This is a genomic window from Chromobacterium sp. CCUG 76385 (genome assembly GCF_059916625.1).
The window spans coordinates 90245-108514 of record NZ_JAUCGU010000005.1; the positions used below are offsets into that span (position 1 = coordinate 90245).

Sequence of the window (18270 nt, forward strand, 5' to 3'; positions counted from 1 at the left end):
GATGCCATTTGAAGCCTTTATCGGGCTGCGCTATTTGCGCGCCAAGCGCCGCAACGGGTTTATTTCCTTCATTTCGCTGATTTCCATCGTCGGCATCGCCCTTGGCGTGGCCGCGCTGATCATCGTGCTGTCGGTGATGAACGGCTTCCAGAAGGAAATCCGCGGCCGCATCCTCAGCGTGGCCTCGCATCTGGAGGTCAGCGGCTATGACGGCCGGCTGCCCAACTGGCAGGGCGCGCGCGATATGCTGGTCAAGCAGCCGCACGTGGTGGCGGCGGCGCCCTTTGTCAGCAGCCAGGGCCTGTTCGTCGCCTACGGCAATGTGCGCGGCGGCCTGGTGCGCGGCGTCGAACCCAAGCTGGAAAATCAGGTGGTGGACGTGGGCCGCCACATGGTGGCCGGCAAGCTGGACAATCTGCAGCCGGGCAGCTTCGGCATGGCGCTCGGCGTGGAGCTGGCGCGCCAGCTCGGCGTGGGCGTCGGCGACAAGGTGACGCTGATGACGCCGCAGGGCAATATCACGCCGGCCGGCATGATTCCGCGCTCGAAGCAGTTCACCGTGGTGGGCCTTTTCAAGGTGGACATGTTCGAGTTCGATTCCTCGCTGGCCATGGTCAATTTGCGCGACGCCCAAGTGCTGGAGCGCATGGGCGATACGGTCAGCGGCGTGCGGCTGAAGCTGGATGACCCGTTGCTGGCGCCGCAATTGAAGGAAAGCCTGCGCCCGCAGCTGCCGCAGCTGATGGTGACGGACTGGACCGATACCAATGCCAATTACTTCCGCGCGGTGCAGATCGAGAAGCGGATGATGACCATCATCCTGACGCTGATCGTCGCGGTGGCGGCCTTCAATCTGGTGTCCACGCTGGTGATGGTGGTGACCGACAAGCAGGCCGACATCGCGATCTTGCGCACGCTGGGCGCGTCGCCGGGCAGCATCATGAAAATCTTCATGATCCAGGGCGCGGTGGCCGGCGTGCTGGGCACGCTGGCGGGCGCTATCAGCGGCGTGGCCATCGCGCTGAATCTGGATGTGATCGTGCCGGTGATCGAACGCATCATCGGCGCCAAAATTCTGTCCAGCGACGTCTACATGATCGACTATCTGCCGTCCGACGTGCAGTGGGGCGATGTCTCCACCATCACCATCATTTCCCTGCTGCTGGCGCTGTTCGCCACGCTGTACCCCAGCTGGCGCGCGGCGCGCACGCAACCGGCGGAGGCGCTGCGCTATGAGTAAAGTATTGAGCTGCCGCCAGTTGGGCAAACGCTACCAGGAAGGCAAGCTGGCGCTGGATGTGCTGTCCGGCATCGATCTGGACGTGGAGAAGGGCGAGCATCTGGCCATCGTCGGCGCGTCCGGCTCCGGCAAGAGCACGCTGCTGCATCTGCTGGGCGGGCTGGATTCGCCGACTTCCGGCGCCGTGGAAGTCTTGGGGCGCGACCTGTCCACTCTGTCCGAAGCCGAGCGCGGCCGGCTGCGCAATGCGTCGCTGGGCTTTGTCTACCAGTTCCATCACCTGCTGCCGGAATTTTCCGCGCTGGAGAACGTGATGATGCCGCTGCTGATCCGCCGAATGGACAAGGCGGAAGCCGCGCGCCGTGCAGCGGAGATGCTGGAGCGGGTGGGGCTGGGCAAGCGGCTGGAGCACAAGCCAGGCGAATTATCGGGCGGCGAACGGCAGCGGGCCGCCATCGCCCGCGCGCTGGTCACGCAACCGGCCTGCCTGCTGGCCGACGAGCCGACCGGCAATCTGGACGCCAATACGGCGCGCCAGGTATTCGAGCTGATGCTGGAACTGAACCGCACGCTGGGCACCAGTCTGATCATCGTCACCCATGATCTGGAGTTGGCCGGACGCACCCAGCGGGTGCTGCGATTGAACGAAGGCCGCCTGGCGCGGTCCGATACGGTTTCCGCCTGATCCAGAACGGGCCGAGCGATCGGCCCGTTTGCCGTTTTGACAAGGAGTCAGACATTGCTGTTGTTCATCCGCAAGGAAATGGATTTTTTCGCGCTGCTTGACGCGCTGCAAACCCCCAATGGCTTGATCGAGCTGGGCATAGGCGCGCTCTGCGTCTTGCTGGCTGTCGTCATCGCCCGCCATCTATACCGCCGCTGGTTCACGCGCACGCCCGAGCGCTACGAGCAGTTCCTGCCGTATCTGGGCTTCCGGCTGGTGCTGCCGGTATCCGCGCAGCTGCTGGTGATCGCCGCCAGCCTGGCCTGGGGCCGGCTGGAGCACGCGCCCATGCTGGTGCTGCATATTTTCAGCGCCATGCTGTTCTGGCTGGCGGTGATCCGGCTGTGCACGGCCGTGGTGCGGCAGGCGTTTCCGTCTAGCCGCTTCGAGCGGCATTCCGAGCACGTGCTGGCCACCGTGCTGTGGCTGGGCTTCGTCAGCTGGACCATAGGCTTCGATGTGGCGGTGACGGATTGGCTGGAGTCGATGACCTTCAGCATCGGCAAGACCAAGCTGGACATGCTGACCATCATCAACGGCCTGCTGTGGGTGACGGTGATCGTGGTGGTGGCGCTGTGGGCCAGCCGCCTGATCGAGGCGCGCATCATGAAGCTCAAGCACCTCGATTCCAATCTGCGCATCGTGTTCGCCAAGCTGACGCGCATCATCCTGGTGGTGATCGCGGTGATGGTCGCCCTGCCGGTAGTGGGCATCGATCTGACCGTGCTGGCTGCGCTGGGCGGCGGTTTCACCATCGGCCTCGGTCTGAGCCTGCAGAACATCGCCCGGAATTTCCTGTCCGGCTTCGTCATTCTGCTGGACCGCTCCATCCGCATCGGCGACCGTCTGATGGTGGGCGACCGAGTGGGCAACGTCACCCGCATGACTTCGCGCTACGTGGTGCTGCGCGGCGGCGATGGCAGCGAGGCGCTGATTCCGAACGACCTGCTGGTATCGAATACGGTGGTCAATCAGTCGTACTCGGAAAAGAGCTTGTGGACCAGCGTGCCGGTGCAGGTGGCCTACGGCACCGATCTGGACCTGGCCATGTCCCTGCTCAAGCAGGCGGCGGTGCACCCGCGCGTGCAGACGCAGCCGGGGCCGAACGCCTTTGTGACCTTGTTCGCCGACAGCGGCATCAATATGGAGCTGGGTTTCTGGGTGCTGGATCCGGAAAACGGCTTCATGGGCCTGAAGTCGGACATCAATCTCGCCATCTGGCGCCTGTTCAAGCAGCACAACATCGAAATCCCCTTCCCGCAGCGGGAAGTGCGCATCGTCGGCGACAAGCCGGCGCAGGGCTGACACGGAGACATCATGAGCGCAAAGCGTCTGGCTATCATCGATGATGACGAAGCGGTGCGGCAATCCTTGCTGTGGCTGCTGGACGGGCAGGGCTACCAGGTGGATGGCTTCGACAGCGGCGAAGCCTTTCTGGCGGCGGAAAACGGCTTCGAATACAATGGCATCGTCCTGGACCTGCGCTTGTCCGGCATCAGCGGCATTGTGGTGCTGGAAAAGCTGGCTGCTTGGCCCTACTGTCCACCGGTGATCATGCTGACGGCGCACGGAGACGTGCCGCACGCGGTGGCGGCCTTGAAGCTGGGCGCGCTGGACTTCATCGAGAAGCCGTTTGATGATGTGCATCTGTTGGAGCGCGCCGCCGCCGCGGTGGCGCTGGACGAGCAGAACCGCCAGCTGCACGGCTACCAACTGAAAGTGGCCGCGGCGCTGGCGCTGCTGACCGAGCGCGAGCGCGAAGTGATGCAACTGATCCTGGCCGGCAAACTGAACAAGCAGATCGCCGAGGAGCTGTGCATCAGCATGAAGACGGTGGAGGTCCACCGCTCGCGGGTATTCGAAAAAATGGGCGTCAAATCCGCGGTGGAGCTGGCTGGCATGCTGGCGGCCCCCGGCGCGCAAGGAGGCAAGATCTAGATGGGCAGCAAGCAGCCGGTTTCGGTGCTGGTGGTGATTCATAGCCGCGATGGCCAGGTTTTGCTGCTGGAGCGGGCGGACAAGCCCGGCTACTGGCAGTCGGTGACCGGCAGCCGCGAGGGCGACGAGGATCTGATCGACACCGCTCGCCGCGAGGTGGCGGAGGAGACCGGCCTGGACCCGTCCCGCTTCGCGCTCAGCGACTGGCGCATCGTCAACCGCTACGAAATCTACGAGCACTGGCGCCACCGTTATCCGGAAGGCGTCACCCATAACGACGAGCATGTGTTTGGCCTGATGTTGGACGAGCCTTGCCAGGTGACGCTGGCCCCGCGCGAGCATCTGGGTTACCGCTGGCTGCCGTGGGACCAGGCCGCAGAGCGGGTATTCTCCCCATCGAACGCCGAGGCCTTGCGGCTGCTGCCGCAGAAACTCGGCCTCATGGCCTGAGTGCGCAAGATACGCAGTGAAAACAAAGCCCGCTTTGGCGGGCTTTGTCGCGCTTGTGTGTACCTGCGCTCTGCGTCAATGCTTATTTGACGGCATCCAGATAGAAGGTGATCCGCGTCTGGTCGTCCTTGTGGTAGGACATATTGGCCGGGAAGGTTTCGTCGTAAGACGTGATGTGGATTTCGTGGCTATGCGCGTTCCACTGGAAGTAGACGGTGCCTAAGGCGACCGTGCCATGGTCGCGGTCGAACACGAAAATGGCGCAGGTGATTTCATTGGAGTCGCCGCTGGCGGGCAGGAAAGCATATTCATCCTGGCCGGAGAGCACTTCCACCTCGCCAATTGCCGCGGCCTTGAACTCCATCCGATAATCGCCCGGCTCGCCGCCGGTCTTGTCGTGCAGCTTGATTCCCACGGCGAAGCGGGTGTCCAGCGCCAGCACCTGGAATTTGGACAGGCCGCTGATCTGCGCATCTATATTTTGATGCCGGCCCGGTTGATATTCATGAGTCAGGCCGCTGCCGTTGATGTGCTGGTAGCAGCGCACCTTGGCGGTTTCGCCGACTTCCACCGATTTGTATTTGTCATTGAGTTCGCCATGCAGGGCAACATCGTCGCCCACCTTGTAGTACGTGGGTTCGCCTTGCAGATCGTTGGTGCGGAAGAAAGCGATTTGGTCCGGTAACAGCGCCATGCCGTGCTCCTTGATCAAAGTGTTGGGGAAATCGGGCTTTGACTGCAGCGCGCAGCATGCAGCCAGTCCATAAGAACGGCAACAGGCCGAGTAGGCAGGGGTGATAAGCTTGAAATTCCCGCTTTTTATGCATGGTTTTTGAGCGCGGGACGCAAGAAAGCCCCGGCGTGGGCCGGGGCCGAGGGGCTGCCTTAATCCGGGGAGACGCCGGGTTCGGGCAACTGCTCGATGGGGCCGAGCAGGAAGACAAAGGCCAGGATGCCGATCACCAGCATGCAGCCCGCCACCAGGAAGGCATTGGTGAAAGAGTGGGTGGCGCCGACGATGAAGCCGGTGACGATGGGGGCGATGGCGCCCATCATATTGTTGGCGAAGTTCATGATGCCGCCGACGGTGCCGGTGCCGCCGCGCGGCGCGATCAGGGACGGCAGCGACCAGCCCACCGGCGCGGCGGCGGCCAGGCCGCTCAGCGCGATGGTGATCCAGATGATGGCGATGTATGGGTCGGTGGTGGTCGTGGCGCCGAACACCGCCATGCCCATGGTCATGCCGCATAGCAGCACCGCTTTGCGCACCTTGGTCTCGTCGTAGCCGCGGTCTATCAGCTTGTCGATCAGCCAGCCGCCGACAAACAGATCGGACAGGGTGGCGAACATCCACGGAATGGCGGAGAACCAGGCCGACTTCAGAATATCCATGTGCATGGCCTGCACCAGATAGCCAGGCAGCCAGGTCAGGAACAGGTAGAACACGTAGCCATAGGCGGCGAAGCCTATGGACAACCCCCACACCTTGCGCTGGCGCAGCAGGTAACCCAGCATCGCCAGCGATCCTTGCTGGCTGACGCCTTCCTCGGCGGCGCCGCCCTGGATGATGTACTGGCGCTCTGCCGCGCTGAGTTTCTGGTCGGCGCTGGGGTCGCGGTAGATCAGATAAAAAGCGATGAAGTACAGCACGCTGAGGATGGCCGACACGCCGAAGCCCCAACGCCAGCCCAGATGCACCACGGCCAGCGCCACCAGCGGCACCCCTATCACATTGGAGAACTTGGCCGCGGCGTCGAAGATGGCGGTGGCCATGGCCCGCTCGCGGCGCGGAAACCAGTAGCCGGTGGCCTTGGAGCTGACCGGGAAGCCCGGCGCCTCGGCGATGCCCAATAGCACGCGGGCGGCGAAGATGCCAGCGAAGCCGCCGGCGCAGGCGGTGAGCGTGGCGGCCACGCCCCACAAGAGCGCGCCCAGCCGGCCGATGCGGGTGGTGCCGAAGCGGTCCAGGATCAGGCCGGTGGGGATTTGCAGCAGCGCGTAGCTCCAGAAGAAGGCGCTGAACAACAGGCCCAGCTCGCCGTTGCTCAGGCCGAATTCCTGCTGCAGCTGCGGCGCGGCCACCGACAGGCTGATGCGGTCGAAATAATTGACCAGGATGCCGATGCCCAGCAGCCAGCCTATGCGCCAGCGGCGGGCGGGAACCTGGTGTTGCTGTTGTGACGGGGCGTGCATATTGTTCTCCTCATTTCTGCGTTGTGTTATTTCAGCGTGGCCAGGATTTGCCGCAGCAGGGCTTCCGGCGGCGCGCCGATGTCCGCCGCGATGGCGCGCTCGTCCGCGCCGGGCGCTTCCAGATCGGCGAACTGGCTGTGCAGCAGGCTCTCCGGCATGAAATGGCCGCTGCGTTCGCGCATGCGGGCGGCGATCAGTTCCGCTTCGCCGCGCAGATGGACGAAGCGCAGCTCGGGATCGCCGCCGCGCAGCACGTCGCGGTAACGGCGCTTCAGGGCGGAGCAGGCCAGCACGATGGCGCGGCCATCGGCGCGCGCCTGCCGCAGTTGTTGGGCCAGATTGGCCAGCCAGCCGGCGCGGCTGGCATCGTCCAGCGGGATGCCGGCGCGCATGCGTTCTATGTTTTCCGGCGGGTGGAAGCTGTCGCCCTCGATGAAGCCGGCGCCGAGCGCATCCGCCAGCAGTTTGCCTATGCTGCTCTTGCCACAGCCGGCCACGCCCATCACCACGATATTGCGGGTATTCATGTTAGCGCTAACAAATTAGAGTGAAGAAATGGCCGATGCCAGATCGGCCGAATGGCAATGATGTTAGCGCTAACAAAAGCGCGGCAACAAGCAGCTGGATCAAGTTTTCACTTGCGATAGGAAGAAATGTAGTCGGCGCACAACAGGCGGCGGCAGATCAGGCGCGCCGCGGCGGGAGGCGGATTTCAGCTGCTGCGGCGCAGCATCAATTGAAAGCCCAGGTCGAGGCGGAGCGCTTGCGGCGCATCGCCTTCTATCATCGCCAGCAGCGCGCGGGCGGCCTGGATGCCGATCTCGCGGCGCGGCGTGGCCACCGTGGTGAGGGCGGGCGTGCACCAGGCCGCCGGCTGCAGATCGTTGAAGCCGGCCACCGCCAGCCGCGCCGGCACGGCGATGCCCAGCTGTTGGCAGCGCGCCAGCGCGCCTATCGCCAAGTCGTCGTTGCAGCAGAACAGGGCGTCGCAGTCCGGGCGCGCCGCCAGGGCGGCGTCCAGCATGTCGGCGCCCATCTGCATGCTGGAAGGCGCCGGGTCCAGCCATTCCAGGCCGGCGTCGTGGCAAGCGGCCTCGGCCAAGGCCGCGCGATAGCCGGACAGGCGTTTCATCACCCGCTCATCCAATTGGGCCCCCAGAAAGCCGATGCGGCGCTTGCCGCGCTCCAGCAGGTGGCGGGTGATGGCCGCGCCGGCTTCTTCTTGCGAGAAGCCCACGCAGCAGCGGCCGTCGTCGGCCAGGTCCATCATGTATACCGCCGGCAGCCCATGCCGGCGCAACAGGTCATCGAACGGCGCGGCGTGGCTCAGGCCGGTCAGCAGCACGCCGTCCGGCCGGTGCTGCAGATAGGCGCGCAGCAGTTGCAGCTCCTGTTCCGCATCGTAATGGCTGTTGCCGATCAGCATCTGGTAGCCGGCTTCGGCCAACACGGTCTCGATGCCGGCAAGCGTGTCCAGAAACACCGTATTGCCAAGAGATGGGATCAGCACCAGCACCGTGCGCGAACGCGCCGAGGCCAGGGTGCTGGCCGAGCGGCTGGGGACGTAACCCAGCGCGTCCACGGCTTGCATCACCTTGTCGCGCAAGGCCGGCGAAACCTGCTGCGGCTGGTTCAGCGCGCGCGACACGGTAATGGCGCTGACGCCCGCCGCGCGGGCGACATCATGCATGGTGACGCCGCTGCCGGAGCGGACGCGCGGTTTTCTCGACATGTTTCTCAGTCTGGGGAAGGGCCGCCGCTATTGTAGCGCAGCGTGAAGCGCGCGGGCTTGCCGCGGCATGATACGAAATGAATAATGGCGCTTATTTGATTGGATCATTCCATGTATCTGCCCAAGCATTTTCAGGCGAGCGACGCGGACGCTTTATGCCATCTGATGCGCGCCCGTCCATTGGCTGCGCTGGCGATCAACGGCGAGGACGGCCCGCTGGTCAATCATATTCCCTTGCTGGCGGTGCGGCGGGAGGAAACGCTGATTCTGCGCGGCCATGTGGCGCGTGCCAATCCCTTGTGGAAACAGCTGGGCGGAGAGCCGCAGGCCGTGGCCATTTTTCAGGGCGACGACGCTTACGTGACGCCGAGCTGGTATCCGGCCAAGGCCGAGCACGGCAAGGTGGTGCCGACCTGGAACTATATGGTGGCGCATGCGCGCGGGCGTTTGCGCGCGGTGGACGACAGGGCATGGCTGCGGCAGTTGCTAAGCGATCTGACGACCGAGCATGAGGCCGCTTTCGCCCAGCCCTGGCGGATGGAGGACGCGCCGGCCGATTATATCGACAAGATGATGGCGGCGATCGTCGGCATAGAGTTGACGGTGGATAGTCTGGAGGGAAAGTTCAAGCTGAGCCAGAACCAGAGCGACGCCGCGGCGATGCCTTAGCGCCTAAAACGCGCCAGCAGCGAGGCCACATTGTCCTTGGCCTGTTTGCCGCCTTGCTGCAGTTGTTGCAGGTAGTTGTCGAGAAAGCCGTTGAGCAGCATGGTGGAGGTAGTGACTGCGCCGATGCCTGCCGCGTCCCATTCCGTGACGATGCCTTGCAGGTAGGCGGTCAGACGGTTGCTGTCGTCGCGGAAGGAATGGTACAGGCTGATGGCGGGCGTGCCGGCAAGCTGATAATGGTGCTGCAAGGCGGCCTTGTCCAAGGGATGCCGGCTCAGGATGTCACGGCTGTCGAATTCGACGAACAGCGGATGCAGGGTTTTGCAGTCCCGGTTGCCGTTCGGGTAGGCGCGGGACACGATGCCGATGGCCGAATCCGGATCGGCGGAAGGCGAGCGGCAGGGCACCGGATAGCCCAACAGCAGGGTGAAGGCGCTGGCCTGCGGGTCCGCCCAGCCGACGCCGCTCAGCTCGAAGCAAGAGGGTTGAGGCTGCTTGTCCAGCCAGTCCATCGGCATGTGGATCGCGCCGATTTCCATATGCGGCGAACAGGCGCAGCACAGTTCGCGCAGCGGCCACTTCAGACGCTCCGAGCAGGCCCATGCCTGCTGGTTGTAAGCGACGCAAATTTCCGCCAGCACGGCTTCCGAAGTGATGATGAAGGTTTCGTCGCGATAGGACAGCAGCAGGCCGCTGCCGAATACCGGGCCGAACAGGCCGCCGTTCATCAGCGGACGGAAGGCCACCACCATGGGATTCAACTGCAGATAGATCCGTTCCAGGCACTGCAGCGGATCATCCAGATCGAACTGAAACTCCATCCCCGATCCTTCAAGCAACATATTGTTTTACCGCTAAAGAATAGTTCAAATTCAAACGAAAGTCGGTTCAGATGGCCGTTGCCTGGCCGATCAATGCTATATCTTTATTTGAGGCGTTCTAAGCATTGACAGGGTATCTCGCTACGATTGGGCGTTTGCAGTGGCGGGCGGTCCCGATGTAATCACACCATGGGCCATTTGGCCGGCAGGGGGGGGGGCGCGATGCGGGTGCAGCCGCGGACAAGATTCATCTTGCTGGCGACAGTGGCCTACGCCGCGTTTGCCTGGGTTTGGCTCGCTTTGCCCGACGCGTGGGTGCGTGCGATGGGTGGTTTGCATGCATTTGCCATCAAAGATGGTCTGTTTGTCGCGGCGAGCTTGTTGCTGCTGTTATTGGCGCTGCGAGCCGCTCGGGGATATCAAGCGGATCTGCCGGCCTGGCATGTGGCCTTGTCTGCCGACTTGCTTCCCAGCCGCTGGTCCGTCCGTTTGGCCTATCTGCTTGCCGTCCTGTTGACCGTTTGCATCATGGCGCTGCGCGCCATGCTGTCCGGGGCAGGCGGCGAGCAGTCCACGCTGATTTTGTTCATGCTCCCCATCATGCTGTGCGCCAGCTTGGGCGGTCTAGGGCCTGGCCTGCTGGCTATCGCTCTGGCTGCGCTGGCTTCCAATGCCTTGCCAGTTTTTGGGGCGCATGCCACGCAGTCCTTGGGGCAGCATCTGCAATTGGCGTGCCTCGTTTTGACGGGCATGGCGACCTGCTTGGTGGGCGCCGTCTTGCGCCAAACGCTTTTCCGCGTGGAGCTGAACCGCCGGCTGCTGGGCGCGGTGGTGTCCAGCACTTCGGATGCCGTGTTCGTCAAGGATGTGCATGGATGCTATCTGCTGGTCAACCGGGCCGGCCTGGCTTTTGTGGGCAAGGATGAGCGCGAGGTGCTGGGGCGGGATGACTATGCGCTGTTCGCCGAGGATACCGCGCGCAAGCTGATGGCGATTGATCGCGCGATCATGCAGTCCGGCAGGGTGCTGACCCAGGAAGAATCGCTGACGCTGCAAAGCGGCGACGACATGGTATTCCTGGTGACCAAGGGGCCGGTCTATGCGCCTGACGGCCGTTTGGTCGGCCTGTTCGGCATCTCCCGCGACATCACCGCTCACAAACGCGCCGAGGAAGCCTTGCGCGTCAGCGAGGCGGAGCTGCAACTGGCGCAGCAATTGGCCGGCCTGGGCAGCTGGAGCTGGGATTTGCGCACCGACCGCCACCAGTGGTCGGCGGAGATCTATCGGCTGTTCGGCCTGGATGGCAATGGGCCGCCTTTGGACTATACGGCGCTGCAGCGCTTCTTCACGCTGGATAGCTGGACGCAGTTGTCCGAAGCGACCGAGCGCTGCCGGCTCATCGGAATGGGGTATGAGTGCGATCTGGAAGTGCTGCGGGTGGACGGCACCTCCTGCTGGGTGACCGCGCGTGGCGAGGCCCGGCGGGATGAGGGCGGCAAAGTGGTGGCCTTGTACGGCACGATGCAGGACATCACGGCTCGCAAGAACATGGCCTTGCAGGTCAAGGCGAGCGAGGCGCGGCTGCAACTGGTGGTGGAAGCCACCAGCGACGGTTTCTGGGATTGGGATCTGCGCAGCGACCGGGTATACCGTTCGCCTCGCTATTACGAAGTGACCGGCACGCGGGCGGAGGATGATAGCGGCGATTTCCGTTTTTTCCGGCAATTGATTCACCCGGCGGACCTGCCTTTCGTGCTGCAGGCGATAGAGGCGCACCGCCGCGGCAAATCGCCGCGCATCGAGGTCGAATTCCGTTTGGCCAATCAGGCGCATGGCGTGCGTTGGCTGCAGACTCGGGGCCGAGCGGTGGAGTGGGACGAGCGCGGCGCGGCGCTGAGGCTGGTGGGCAACCTGTCCGACATCACCGAACGCAAGCGGGTGGACGACGATCTGCGGCTGGTGTTGAACGAGGCCGGCGAGGCGATTTGGGTGACCGATCCCGATGGGTTTTACATCTTCGCCAATCCGGCGGCTTGCCGGCTTACCGGGCACAGTTTGGAAGAATTGAAAGGCATGCAGATCCGCGATCTGGTGGCCCCGGAGTCTCTGCCCATGCTGCAGGCGCATCTGGATCAGATCGCTTCCGGCGCCTTTCTGCGAGCGGAGTGGCTGCTGCGGCAGAAGAAAGGCGGCAGCATCTGCGTCGATCTGGCTACCGGCCGGCTGAAAGATGGCCGCTACATGGCGTTTGGCCGCGATCTGACCGAGCAGCGCCGCGCCGAGCAGGCTTTGCGCAGCCGCGAGCAGCAACTGGCGCGGGTGATCGAAGGGTCGGATCAGGGCTTCTGGGACTGGAACCTGAAGACCGGCAGTTTTCAGGTCAGCCCGCGCTGGGAGAGCATGCTGGGCTATGGCCCGGGAGAGATGCGCATCACCGCGGACAACTGGTACGACCATGTGCATCCAGACGATGTGGCGCGGGCGAAGGAGTCGATTCAACGCAATCTGCGCGCGGAGTCGGCCAGTCATGAAGTGGAAATTCGCTGCCGCACCCGCGGCGGAGACTGGCGCTGGATACTGTCGCGCGGCCGGGTGGTGGAGCGCGACGCGGCGGGCCAGCCGCTGATGATGTCCGGCACGCATACCGACATCACCGAACGCAAAGTGTTCGAACAGACGCAGAAAGAAGCCGCGGCGGTGTTCGACAGCAGTTACGAGGGCATCTTGATGGTCAGCCCGGATGGGGTGATCACCAAGGTCAATCAGGCTTTCAGCCGCATCACCGGCTATAGCGCGGAGGAAGTGATAGGCCGCAAACCCAGCATGCTGTCCTCCGGCAAGCAGTCCAACAGCTTTTACGAAGAGTTGTGGAGCTCGGTGAAGGGGCATAACTTCTGGCGCGGCGAGTTGTGGAACCGGCGCAAGAACGGCGAGCTGTACGCCGAGCTGTTGTCGATCTCGGTGGTGCGGGATGAAAACGGCCAAGTGCAGCACTATATCGGCATTTTCTCCGATATCACCCAGCTGAAGGTGCATGAGGCGGAACTGGATAGGGTGGCGCATTTCGATCCGCTGACCGGGGTGCCGAACCGCCGGCTGTTGTCCGACCGGCTGCGCCAGGCCATCGTGCGCGCCACGCGCAGCGGCAAGTCCTGCGCGGTGTGCTTCCTCGACCTGGACGGCTTCAAATCGGTCAACGATCAATATGGCCATGAGGTGGGCGACCAGCTGCTGGTGGCGGTAAGCGGCCATTTGAAATCCGTGCTGCGCGGCGACGATACCTTGGCGCGGCTGGGGGGCGACGAGTTTGTGGTGCTATTGTCCGAGGTCGGCTCGACCGAAGAGTGCATGCTGGTGCTGGACCGGATACTGCAGGCGGTGGCCGCGCCGGTGCCGGTGGGCAATGTCACGGTCAATGTCACCTGCAGCGTAGGCGTCAGCCTGTATCCGCAGGACAATGTCGATCCGGACACGCTGCTGCGCCACGCCGACCAGGCGATGTATGTGGCCAAGGAGGCGGGCAAGAACCGCTATCAGCTGTTCGATCCGGAAAGCGACCGCGTGGCGCAGGAGCATCGCCAGTTCCTGGAGTTGCTGAGCCAGGCGCTGGGCCGCGACGAGTTCGCTTTGTTCTACCAGCCCAAGGTCGATTTGTTCGATGGCGAGATCATCGGCGTGGAGGCCTTGATCCGCTGGCACCACCCCAAGCGCGGCCTGCTTGCGCCGGCGGAGTTTCTGCCGCATCTGCGCGGGCACGAATTGGAAGGCGCATTCGGGCAATGGGTGCTGGATGCCGCGCTGAAGCAGGTTTCGCAATGGGCTGATGCCGGCTTCTCGATTCGGATCAGCACCAATGTCAGCGCGCACTATCTGCTCAGCGCGGATTTTTGCGATCATCTGGCGCAAAGCCTGGCCCTGTATCCGAATGTGCCGCCGGATTTCCTGGAGCTGGAGATCCAGGAGAGCGCGGAGGCGGATGTGGAGAAAACCATCGAGACCTTGCAGCGCTGCCGCCAACTGGGCGTCCATTTCGCCCTGGATGATTTCGGCACCGGTTATGCCTCGCTGAATTATCTGCGCCGCCTGCCGGTGGAAACGCTGAAGATAGACAACAGCTTCATACACGACATGCTGACCAGCGCCGATGATCGCCACATCGTTGAAGGCGTGATTCAGCTGGCGGCGATCTTCAATCGCAAGGTGATCGCCGAAGGCGTGGAAACGCTGGAGCATGGCGCCGCGCTGCGCGCGCTGGGTTGCCGCTATGCCCAGGGCTTCGGCATCGCCCGGCCGATGGAGGCCGCCGCCGTGCCGGACTGGTGCCGGCACTGGCGCGATGACGCGGTCTGGCGCCAGTTGGACCTCGGGGCGGCGGGGCTGGACATTCAAATGAAATGACGGGCGCAAAGGCCGATGCTGTTCACTTTACAAAGTGAACAGCATTTTTATTTTTTAAGCGTCCAATATTCTGATGCGGGATCAAACCGGCTGCAGCGTTTGCTCTGTCGCCCCGCTCCGCAGCAGCCGCTGCAGGATCATCTTCAACACCACGCCATACATGGGCAGGAAGAACAGCATGCAGATCAGCACCTTGAAGCTGTAATCCACCAGAGCGATCTCAACCCAGTTGGCTGCCATGAAGGCGTCGCTGCTCTTGTAGAAAGCGATGAAGAAAAACGACAGCGTGTCGCTGATATTGCCCAGGAACATCGCCGCGGCCGGGGCCGCCCACCAGGCCTTGAGCTGGCGCAGGCGGTTGAATACCTGCACATCCAGTATCTGGCCCAGGGCATAGGCGGCAAAGCTGGCCACGGCGATGCGGGCGACAAACAGGTTGAACTGCTGCAGCGCCTGCGCGCCTTGCCAGGACCCCTGATAGAACAGCGTGGACACCAGATAGGAGATGGCCAGCGCCGGCACCATCGCCGCCAGGATGATGCGCCTGGCCAGCGGCGCGCCGAAGATGCGCACGGTCAGGTCGGTCGCCAGGAAGATGAACGGAAACGTGAAAGCGCCCCAGGTGGTGTGGAAGCCGAACACGGTGATCGGCAGCTGCACCAGGTAATTGCTGGACGCAATGATGGCGATATGAAAGCACGAGAGCCATAACAGCGCGGACAAGCGCTGACGGCGGGTAAAGGCGAACATCGGAATATCCTTTTTGCTGACTGGGGTGAGGGAACCCAGTGAATAAACGCCGCGATAACGGCAAGGGGCAGCATGTTACCGGTTTGGCGGCCAGATGAAAAGGGCGCTATGCGCTGATTATGGGATATGCGAAACGATTTGTTGTTTGTTTGTCAGTCCTGTCTATAACTACTCTAAGTAATTTTGCTGGCACGCGGATGGTTGGAAGGAGTGGGCGATGACGATAACCAAGCGGCTGATGTTGACGATAGCTCTGGCTCTGATCGCGATGATCGTGGTGGGGGTTCAGGGCTTGTGGCAGCAGAAGAAAGCGAATGAGCGCTTCGATTATCTGAAGGTCAATACTTTCCCCAGCATCCATGTATTGGACGAGGGCAAGGAAGCGCTGGCAGGCATCCGGCTGACGCTGGCGCGCAGCGTGGCCCTGACCGATCCCGCCGCCAAGGCGGCGCAGCAGGCGCGCATGCTGGAGCTGGATAAGCGTTTTGACGCGACGATGGACAAGTACGAAAAGGATCTGATCTCGGACGATACCGATCGCAAGATGCTGCAGGCTGATCGCGACGGGATGAAAACCTATAGACAGCAGCGCGAGAAATACCTGCAGCTGGTGCAGGCCAATGATGTGGCCGGCGCCGACAAGCTGATGCTGGGCGATATGGCGGAAGAGGCCAAGACGCTGAATCAACTGCTGCTGGACCACATCGAATACAACTACAAGCTGGCCGAGCAGTTGTCGCAGGACAATGCATCGGCCTATCAGGCCGGCGTTGCCATGTCGGTGGCGGTGGTGCTGCTGGCCATACTGATTTGCGGCGGCTTGAGCACGCATCTATACGTCAATATCCGCAACAGTCTGGCCAGCTTGCTTGGCACCATGCAGGCCGTGCGCACCCAGCTGGATTTCCGCCAACGCGCGCCGGTGGCGCGGATGGATGAGATTGGCCAGGCCGCGACGGCGTTCAACGAGCTGATGGGGCGGCTGCAGCAGAGCTTTCTGGAAATCCGCGGCAGCGTGAGCCAGATGCAAGGCGCCATCGTGATGATGGCCGATTCGTCCTCGCACATCGCCGGCAGTTCAGTGACGCAGAGCGAGTCCGCCTCGGAAATGGCGGCCGCCGTGGAGCAGGTGACGGTCAGCATCAACCATGTGGCTGACCGGGCGCGCGAGGCGAATGCGCAGGCGCAGGAGGCCGGCGAGATCGCCGAGCGCGGCAGCGGCGTGGTGCTGGGCACGGTGGACGGCATCAGCGCGGTGGCGCAGGCGGTCGGCGAGGCGGCGGACCGCATCGGCAAACTGCGCGATGACAGCTCCACCATCGCCACGGTTTTGGGCGTGATCAAGGATATTGCGGATCAGACCAATTTGCTGGCGTTGAACGCGGCGATCGAAGCGGCGCGAGCCGGCGAGATGGGCCGCGGCTTCGCCGTGGTGGCGGACGAAGTGCGCAAGCTGGCCGAGCGTACCGCCAGTTCCACCACAGAAATTTCCGGCGTGATCGACAAGATGCAGCACGGCACGCAGGCGGCGGTGGCTGGCATGCAGCAAGTGGTGGAGCGCGTGAATCTGGAGGCGGAAAAAGCGCGCGGCGCCAGCGAGGCGATTCAGGAAATCAAAACCAATTCCGAACGCAGCGTGGAGCTGATCAGCGAGATTTCCAGCAGCATTGTGGAGCAGGGCAGCGCCAGCAATATCATCGCGCAGAAGGTGGAGCAGATCGCCATGATGGCGGAGGGCAATTCCAAGGATGCCAACGATTCGGCCAGTTCCGCCAACCGGCTGAGGGATCAGGCGGAAAGCATACAGCGGACGGTGGGGCAGTATCAGGTATAAGACGAGGGTGCAGGTCGGGGAAAACAGGGCCGCCAGGCCCTGTTTCATTTTCGGCGTCAGCCGATCAGCCGCATCTTGAACTGCTTGCCCTTGATCTTGCCTTGCGACAGCTTGGCCAGGGCGGCTTCGGCGATGCTGCGCTCCAGCGCCACGAAGCTGTTGAATTCAAAGATGTTGATCTTGCCGATCTGGCTGCCGGCAAAGCCAGCCTCGCCGGTCAGCGCGCCCAAAAGATCGCCCGGGCGCAGTTTTTCGCGTTTGCCGCCGGCGATTTCCAGCGTCACCATCGGCGGCAGCAGCGGGCCGCCCGGGGCCGGCGTCAGCTCTTCCACATCGGCCCAGGTCAGGTCGGCCTGCTGATAGTTTTCGATCTGCACCAGACGCTTGGCCTCGCTGTCGGTGGCCAGGGTCAGCGCCAGGCCGTGCTGATCGCCGCGGCCGGTGCGGCCGATGCGGTGGATGTGCACTTCCGGATCATGAGTGACGTCGACGTTGATCACCACATCCAGCTCCTTGATGTCCAGTCCGCGCGCCGCCACGTCGGTGGCCACCAGCACCGTGGCGCTCTTGTTGGCGAAGCGCAGCAGAATCTGGTCGCGCTCGCGCTGCTCCAGGTCGCCGTGCAGCGTCAGGGCGTTGAAGCCTTGCTCCTGCAGCTCGCGCACCAGCTCCTTGCAGCGTTCGCGGGTATTGCAGAAGGCCAGCGCCGAAGTGGGGCGCAGGTGGCGCAGGATGCGGCTGACCGTTTCCAGCCGGGTTTCCGGCTTCACCTTGTAAAACCACTGCTCGATGTGGTCGGCCTTGTGCAGCGACTCCACCTTCACTTCCACCGGGTTTTTCAGGAACTGCGCGCTGGCCTTGCGGATGTCTTCCGGATAGGTGGCGGAGAACAGCAGGGTCTGGCGGTTCTTCGGGCAGGCGCGGACGATGCCGACGATTTCCTCGATGAAGCCCATGTCTATCATGCGGTCCGCCTCGTCCAGCACCAGCGTTTTCACGCCGGAGAGGTTCAGCGTTTCGCGGAACAGATGGTCCTGCAGCCGGCCCGGCGTGCCCACCACGATGTGCGCGCCATGCTCCAGCGAGCCGATCTGCGGCCCCATCGGGGTGCCGCCGGTCAGCGTCACCACCTTGATATTGTCGATGGCGCGCGCCAGGCGGCGGATTTCCTGCGCCACCTGGTCAGCCAGTTCGCGCGTCGGGCACATCACCAGCGCCTGCACGCCAAACCAGCGCGGATTGATGCTGGCCAAGAGGCCCAAGCCGAACGCAGCCGTCTTGCCGCTGCCGGTCTTGGCCTGGGCGATCAGGTCGCGGCCTTCCAGAATGGCGGGCAGGCTGGCGGCCTGGATGGCGGTCATCTGGTGGTAGCCCAGGCTGTCCAGGTTGGACAGCAAGGGGGCGGGCAGGGGCAGGGAGGAAAAAGCGGCTGGTTTCACAATGACTTGGCGCGGTTGGCTAAAGGCTGGGCAGTGTAACAGCAGTGAGGCTCGCGGCCAAATGCCCAGCGCATTTTCAGTT

Annotated in this window: 15 protein-coding genes; 8 read left to right on the forward strand and 7 right to left on the reverse strand. The window is 63.2% G+C overall.

The window, feature by feature from the left end; translation table 11 throughout:
• Nucleotide 1 precedes the first annotated feature (1 nt).
• The 5 genes from QUG01_RS05735 to nudB are packed head-to-tail and all read left to right on the forward strand — an operon-like array spanning nucleotide 2 to nucleotide 4352.
• Entirely contained in the window at nucleotides 2–1240 is a 1239-nt protein-coding gene (locus QUG01_RS05735; RefSeq protein WP_500829287.1) for a lipoprotein-releasing ABC transporter permease subunit, read from the forward strand.
• The gene (gene lolD, locus QUG01_RS05740; RefSeq protein ID WP_500829288.1) at nucleotides 1233–1925 is read left to right on the forward strand and encodes a lipoprotein-releasing ABC transporter ATP-binding protein LolD; all 693 of its coding nucleotides are present in this window, start codon (nucleotides 1233–1235) and stop codon (nucleotides 1923–1925) included. The genes QUG01_RS05735 and lolD overlap by 8 nt, the downstream gene beginning before the upstream one ends.
• Before the next feature lie 54 nt (nucleotides 1926–1979).
• Nucleotides 1980–3269, forward strand: coding sequence for a mechanosensitive ion channel family protein (locus QUG01_RS05745; RefSeq protein WP_500829289.1), 1290 nt, complete (start codon nucleotides 1980–1982; stop codon nucleotides 3267–3269).
• Between the two features lie 12 nt (nucleotides 3270–3281).
• Complete coding sequence (locus QUG01_RS05750) at nucleotides 3282–3902, forward strand: response regulator transcription factor (RefSeq protein WP_043626097.1); 621 nt, start codon at nucleotides 3282–3284, stop codon at nucleotides 3900–3902.
• Complete coding sequence (nudB, locus tag QUG01_RS05755) at nucleotides 3903–4352, forward strand: dihydroneopterin triphosphate diphosphatase (protein WP_500829290.1); 450 nt, start codon at nucleotides 3903–3905, stop codon at nucleotides 4350–4352. It abuts the gene before it with no gap.
• Nucleotides 4353–4434: 82 nt separating this feature from the next.
• Here the strand turns inward: nudB and QUG01_RS05760 are convergent, their stop codons facing one another.
• The 4 genes from QUG01_RS05760 to gntR all read right to left on the reverse strand — a co-directional run bounded on the left by QUG01_RS05760 (nucleotide 4435) and on the right by gntR (nucleotide 8277).
• Nucleotides 4435–5046 carry a beta/gamma crystallin domain-containing protein gene (locus QUG01_RS05760; protein WP_500829291.1) on the reverse strand — a complete coding sequence of 204 codons (612 nt, stop codon included), beginning with the start codon at nucleotides 5044–5046 and terminating at the stop codon, nucleotides 4435–4437.
• 191 nt (nucleotides 5047–5237) lie between these two features.
• Nucleotides 5238–6545 (reverse strand): MFS transporter, encoded by a 1308-nt coding sequence (locus QUG01_RS05765; protein ID WP_500829292.1) that lies wholly within the window; start codon nucleotides 6543–6545, stop codon nucleotides 5238–5240.
• A gap of 26 nt (nucleotides 6546–6571) precedes the next feature.
• On the reverse strand, nucleotides 6572–7072 hold the full coding sequence (locus QUG01_RS05770; protein WP_500829293.1) for a gluconokinase: 501 nt from the start codon (nucleotides 7070–7072) through the stop codon (nucleotides 6572–6574).
• A gap of 185 nt (nucleotides 7073–7257) precedes the next feature.
• Nucleotides 7258–8277 (reverse strand): HTH-type transcriptional regulator GntR, encoded by a 1020-nt coding sequence (gene gntR, locus QUG01_RS05775; RefSeq protein WP_500829294.1) that lies wholly within the window; start codon nucleotides 8275–8277, stop codon nucleotides 7258–7260.
• Between the two features lie 111 nt (nucleotides 8278–8388).
• Here gntR and QUG01_RS05780 point away from each other — a divergent pair, with 111 nt between their 5' ends.
• Nucleotides 8389–8946, forward strand: coding sequence for an FMN-binding negative transcriptional regulator (locus QUG01_RS05780; protein ID WP_500829295.1), 558 nt, complete (start codon nucleotides 8389–8391; stop codon nucleotides 8944–8946).
• On the opposite strand, the gene QUG01_RS05785 is transcribed toward QUG01_RS05780, so the two are convergent.
• Nucleotides 8943–9767: a hypothetical protein gene (locus tag QUG01_RS05785; RefSeq protein WP_500829296.1), complete on the reverse strand. Its 825-nt coding sequence runs from the start codon at nucleotides 9765–9767 to the stop codon at nucleotides 8943–8945. The two genes, QUG01_RS05780 and QUG01_RS05785, sit on opposite strands and share 4 nt — an antisense overlap.
• A gap of 324 nt (nucleotides 9768–10091) precedes the next feature.
• Between QUG01_RS05785 and QUG01_RS05790 the strand changes: the two genes are divergently transcribed.
• Entirely contained in the window at nucleotides 10092–14165 is a 4074-nt protein-coding gene (locus tag QUG01_RS05790) for a sensor domain-containing protein (RefSeq protein ID WP_500829297.1), read from the forward strand.
• Between the two features lie 81 nt (nucleotides 14166–14246).
• On the opposite strand, the gene QUG01_RS05795 is transcribed toward QUG01_RS05790, so the two are convergent.
• On the reverse strand, nucleotides 14247–14915 hold the full coding sequence (locus QUG01_RS05795; protein ID WP_500829298.1) for a 7-cyano-7-deazaguanine/7-aminomethyl-7-deazaguanine transporter: 669 nt from the start codon (nucleotides 14913–14915) through the stop codon (nucleotides 14247–14249).
• Between the two features lie 217 nt (nucleotides 14916–15132).
• On the opposite strand from QUG01_RS05795, the gene QUG01_RS05800 reads away from it, so the two are divergent.
• Nucleotides 15133–16749: a methyl-accepting chemotaxis protein gene (locus QUG01_RS05800; RefSeq protein ID WP_500829299.1), complete on the forward strand. Its 1617-nt coding sequence runs from the start codon at nucleotides 15133–15135 to the stop codon at nucleotides 16747–16749.
• 56 nt (nucleotides 16750–16805) lie between these two features.
• On the opposite strand, the gene dbpA is transcribed toward QUG01_RS05800, so the two are convergent.
• Nucleotides 16806–18188 (reverse strand): ATP-dependent RNA helicase DbpA, encoded by a 1383-nt coding sequence (dbpA, locus tag QUG01_RS05805; RefSeq protein WP_500829300.1) that lies wholly within the window; start codon nucleotides 18186–18188, stop codon nucleotides 16806–16808.
• Nucleotides 18189–18270 lie beyond the last annotated feature (82 nt).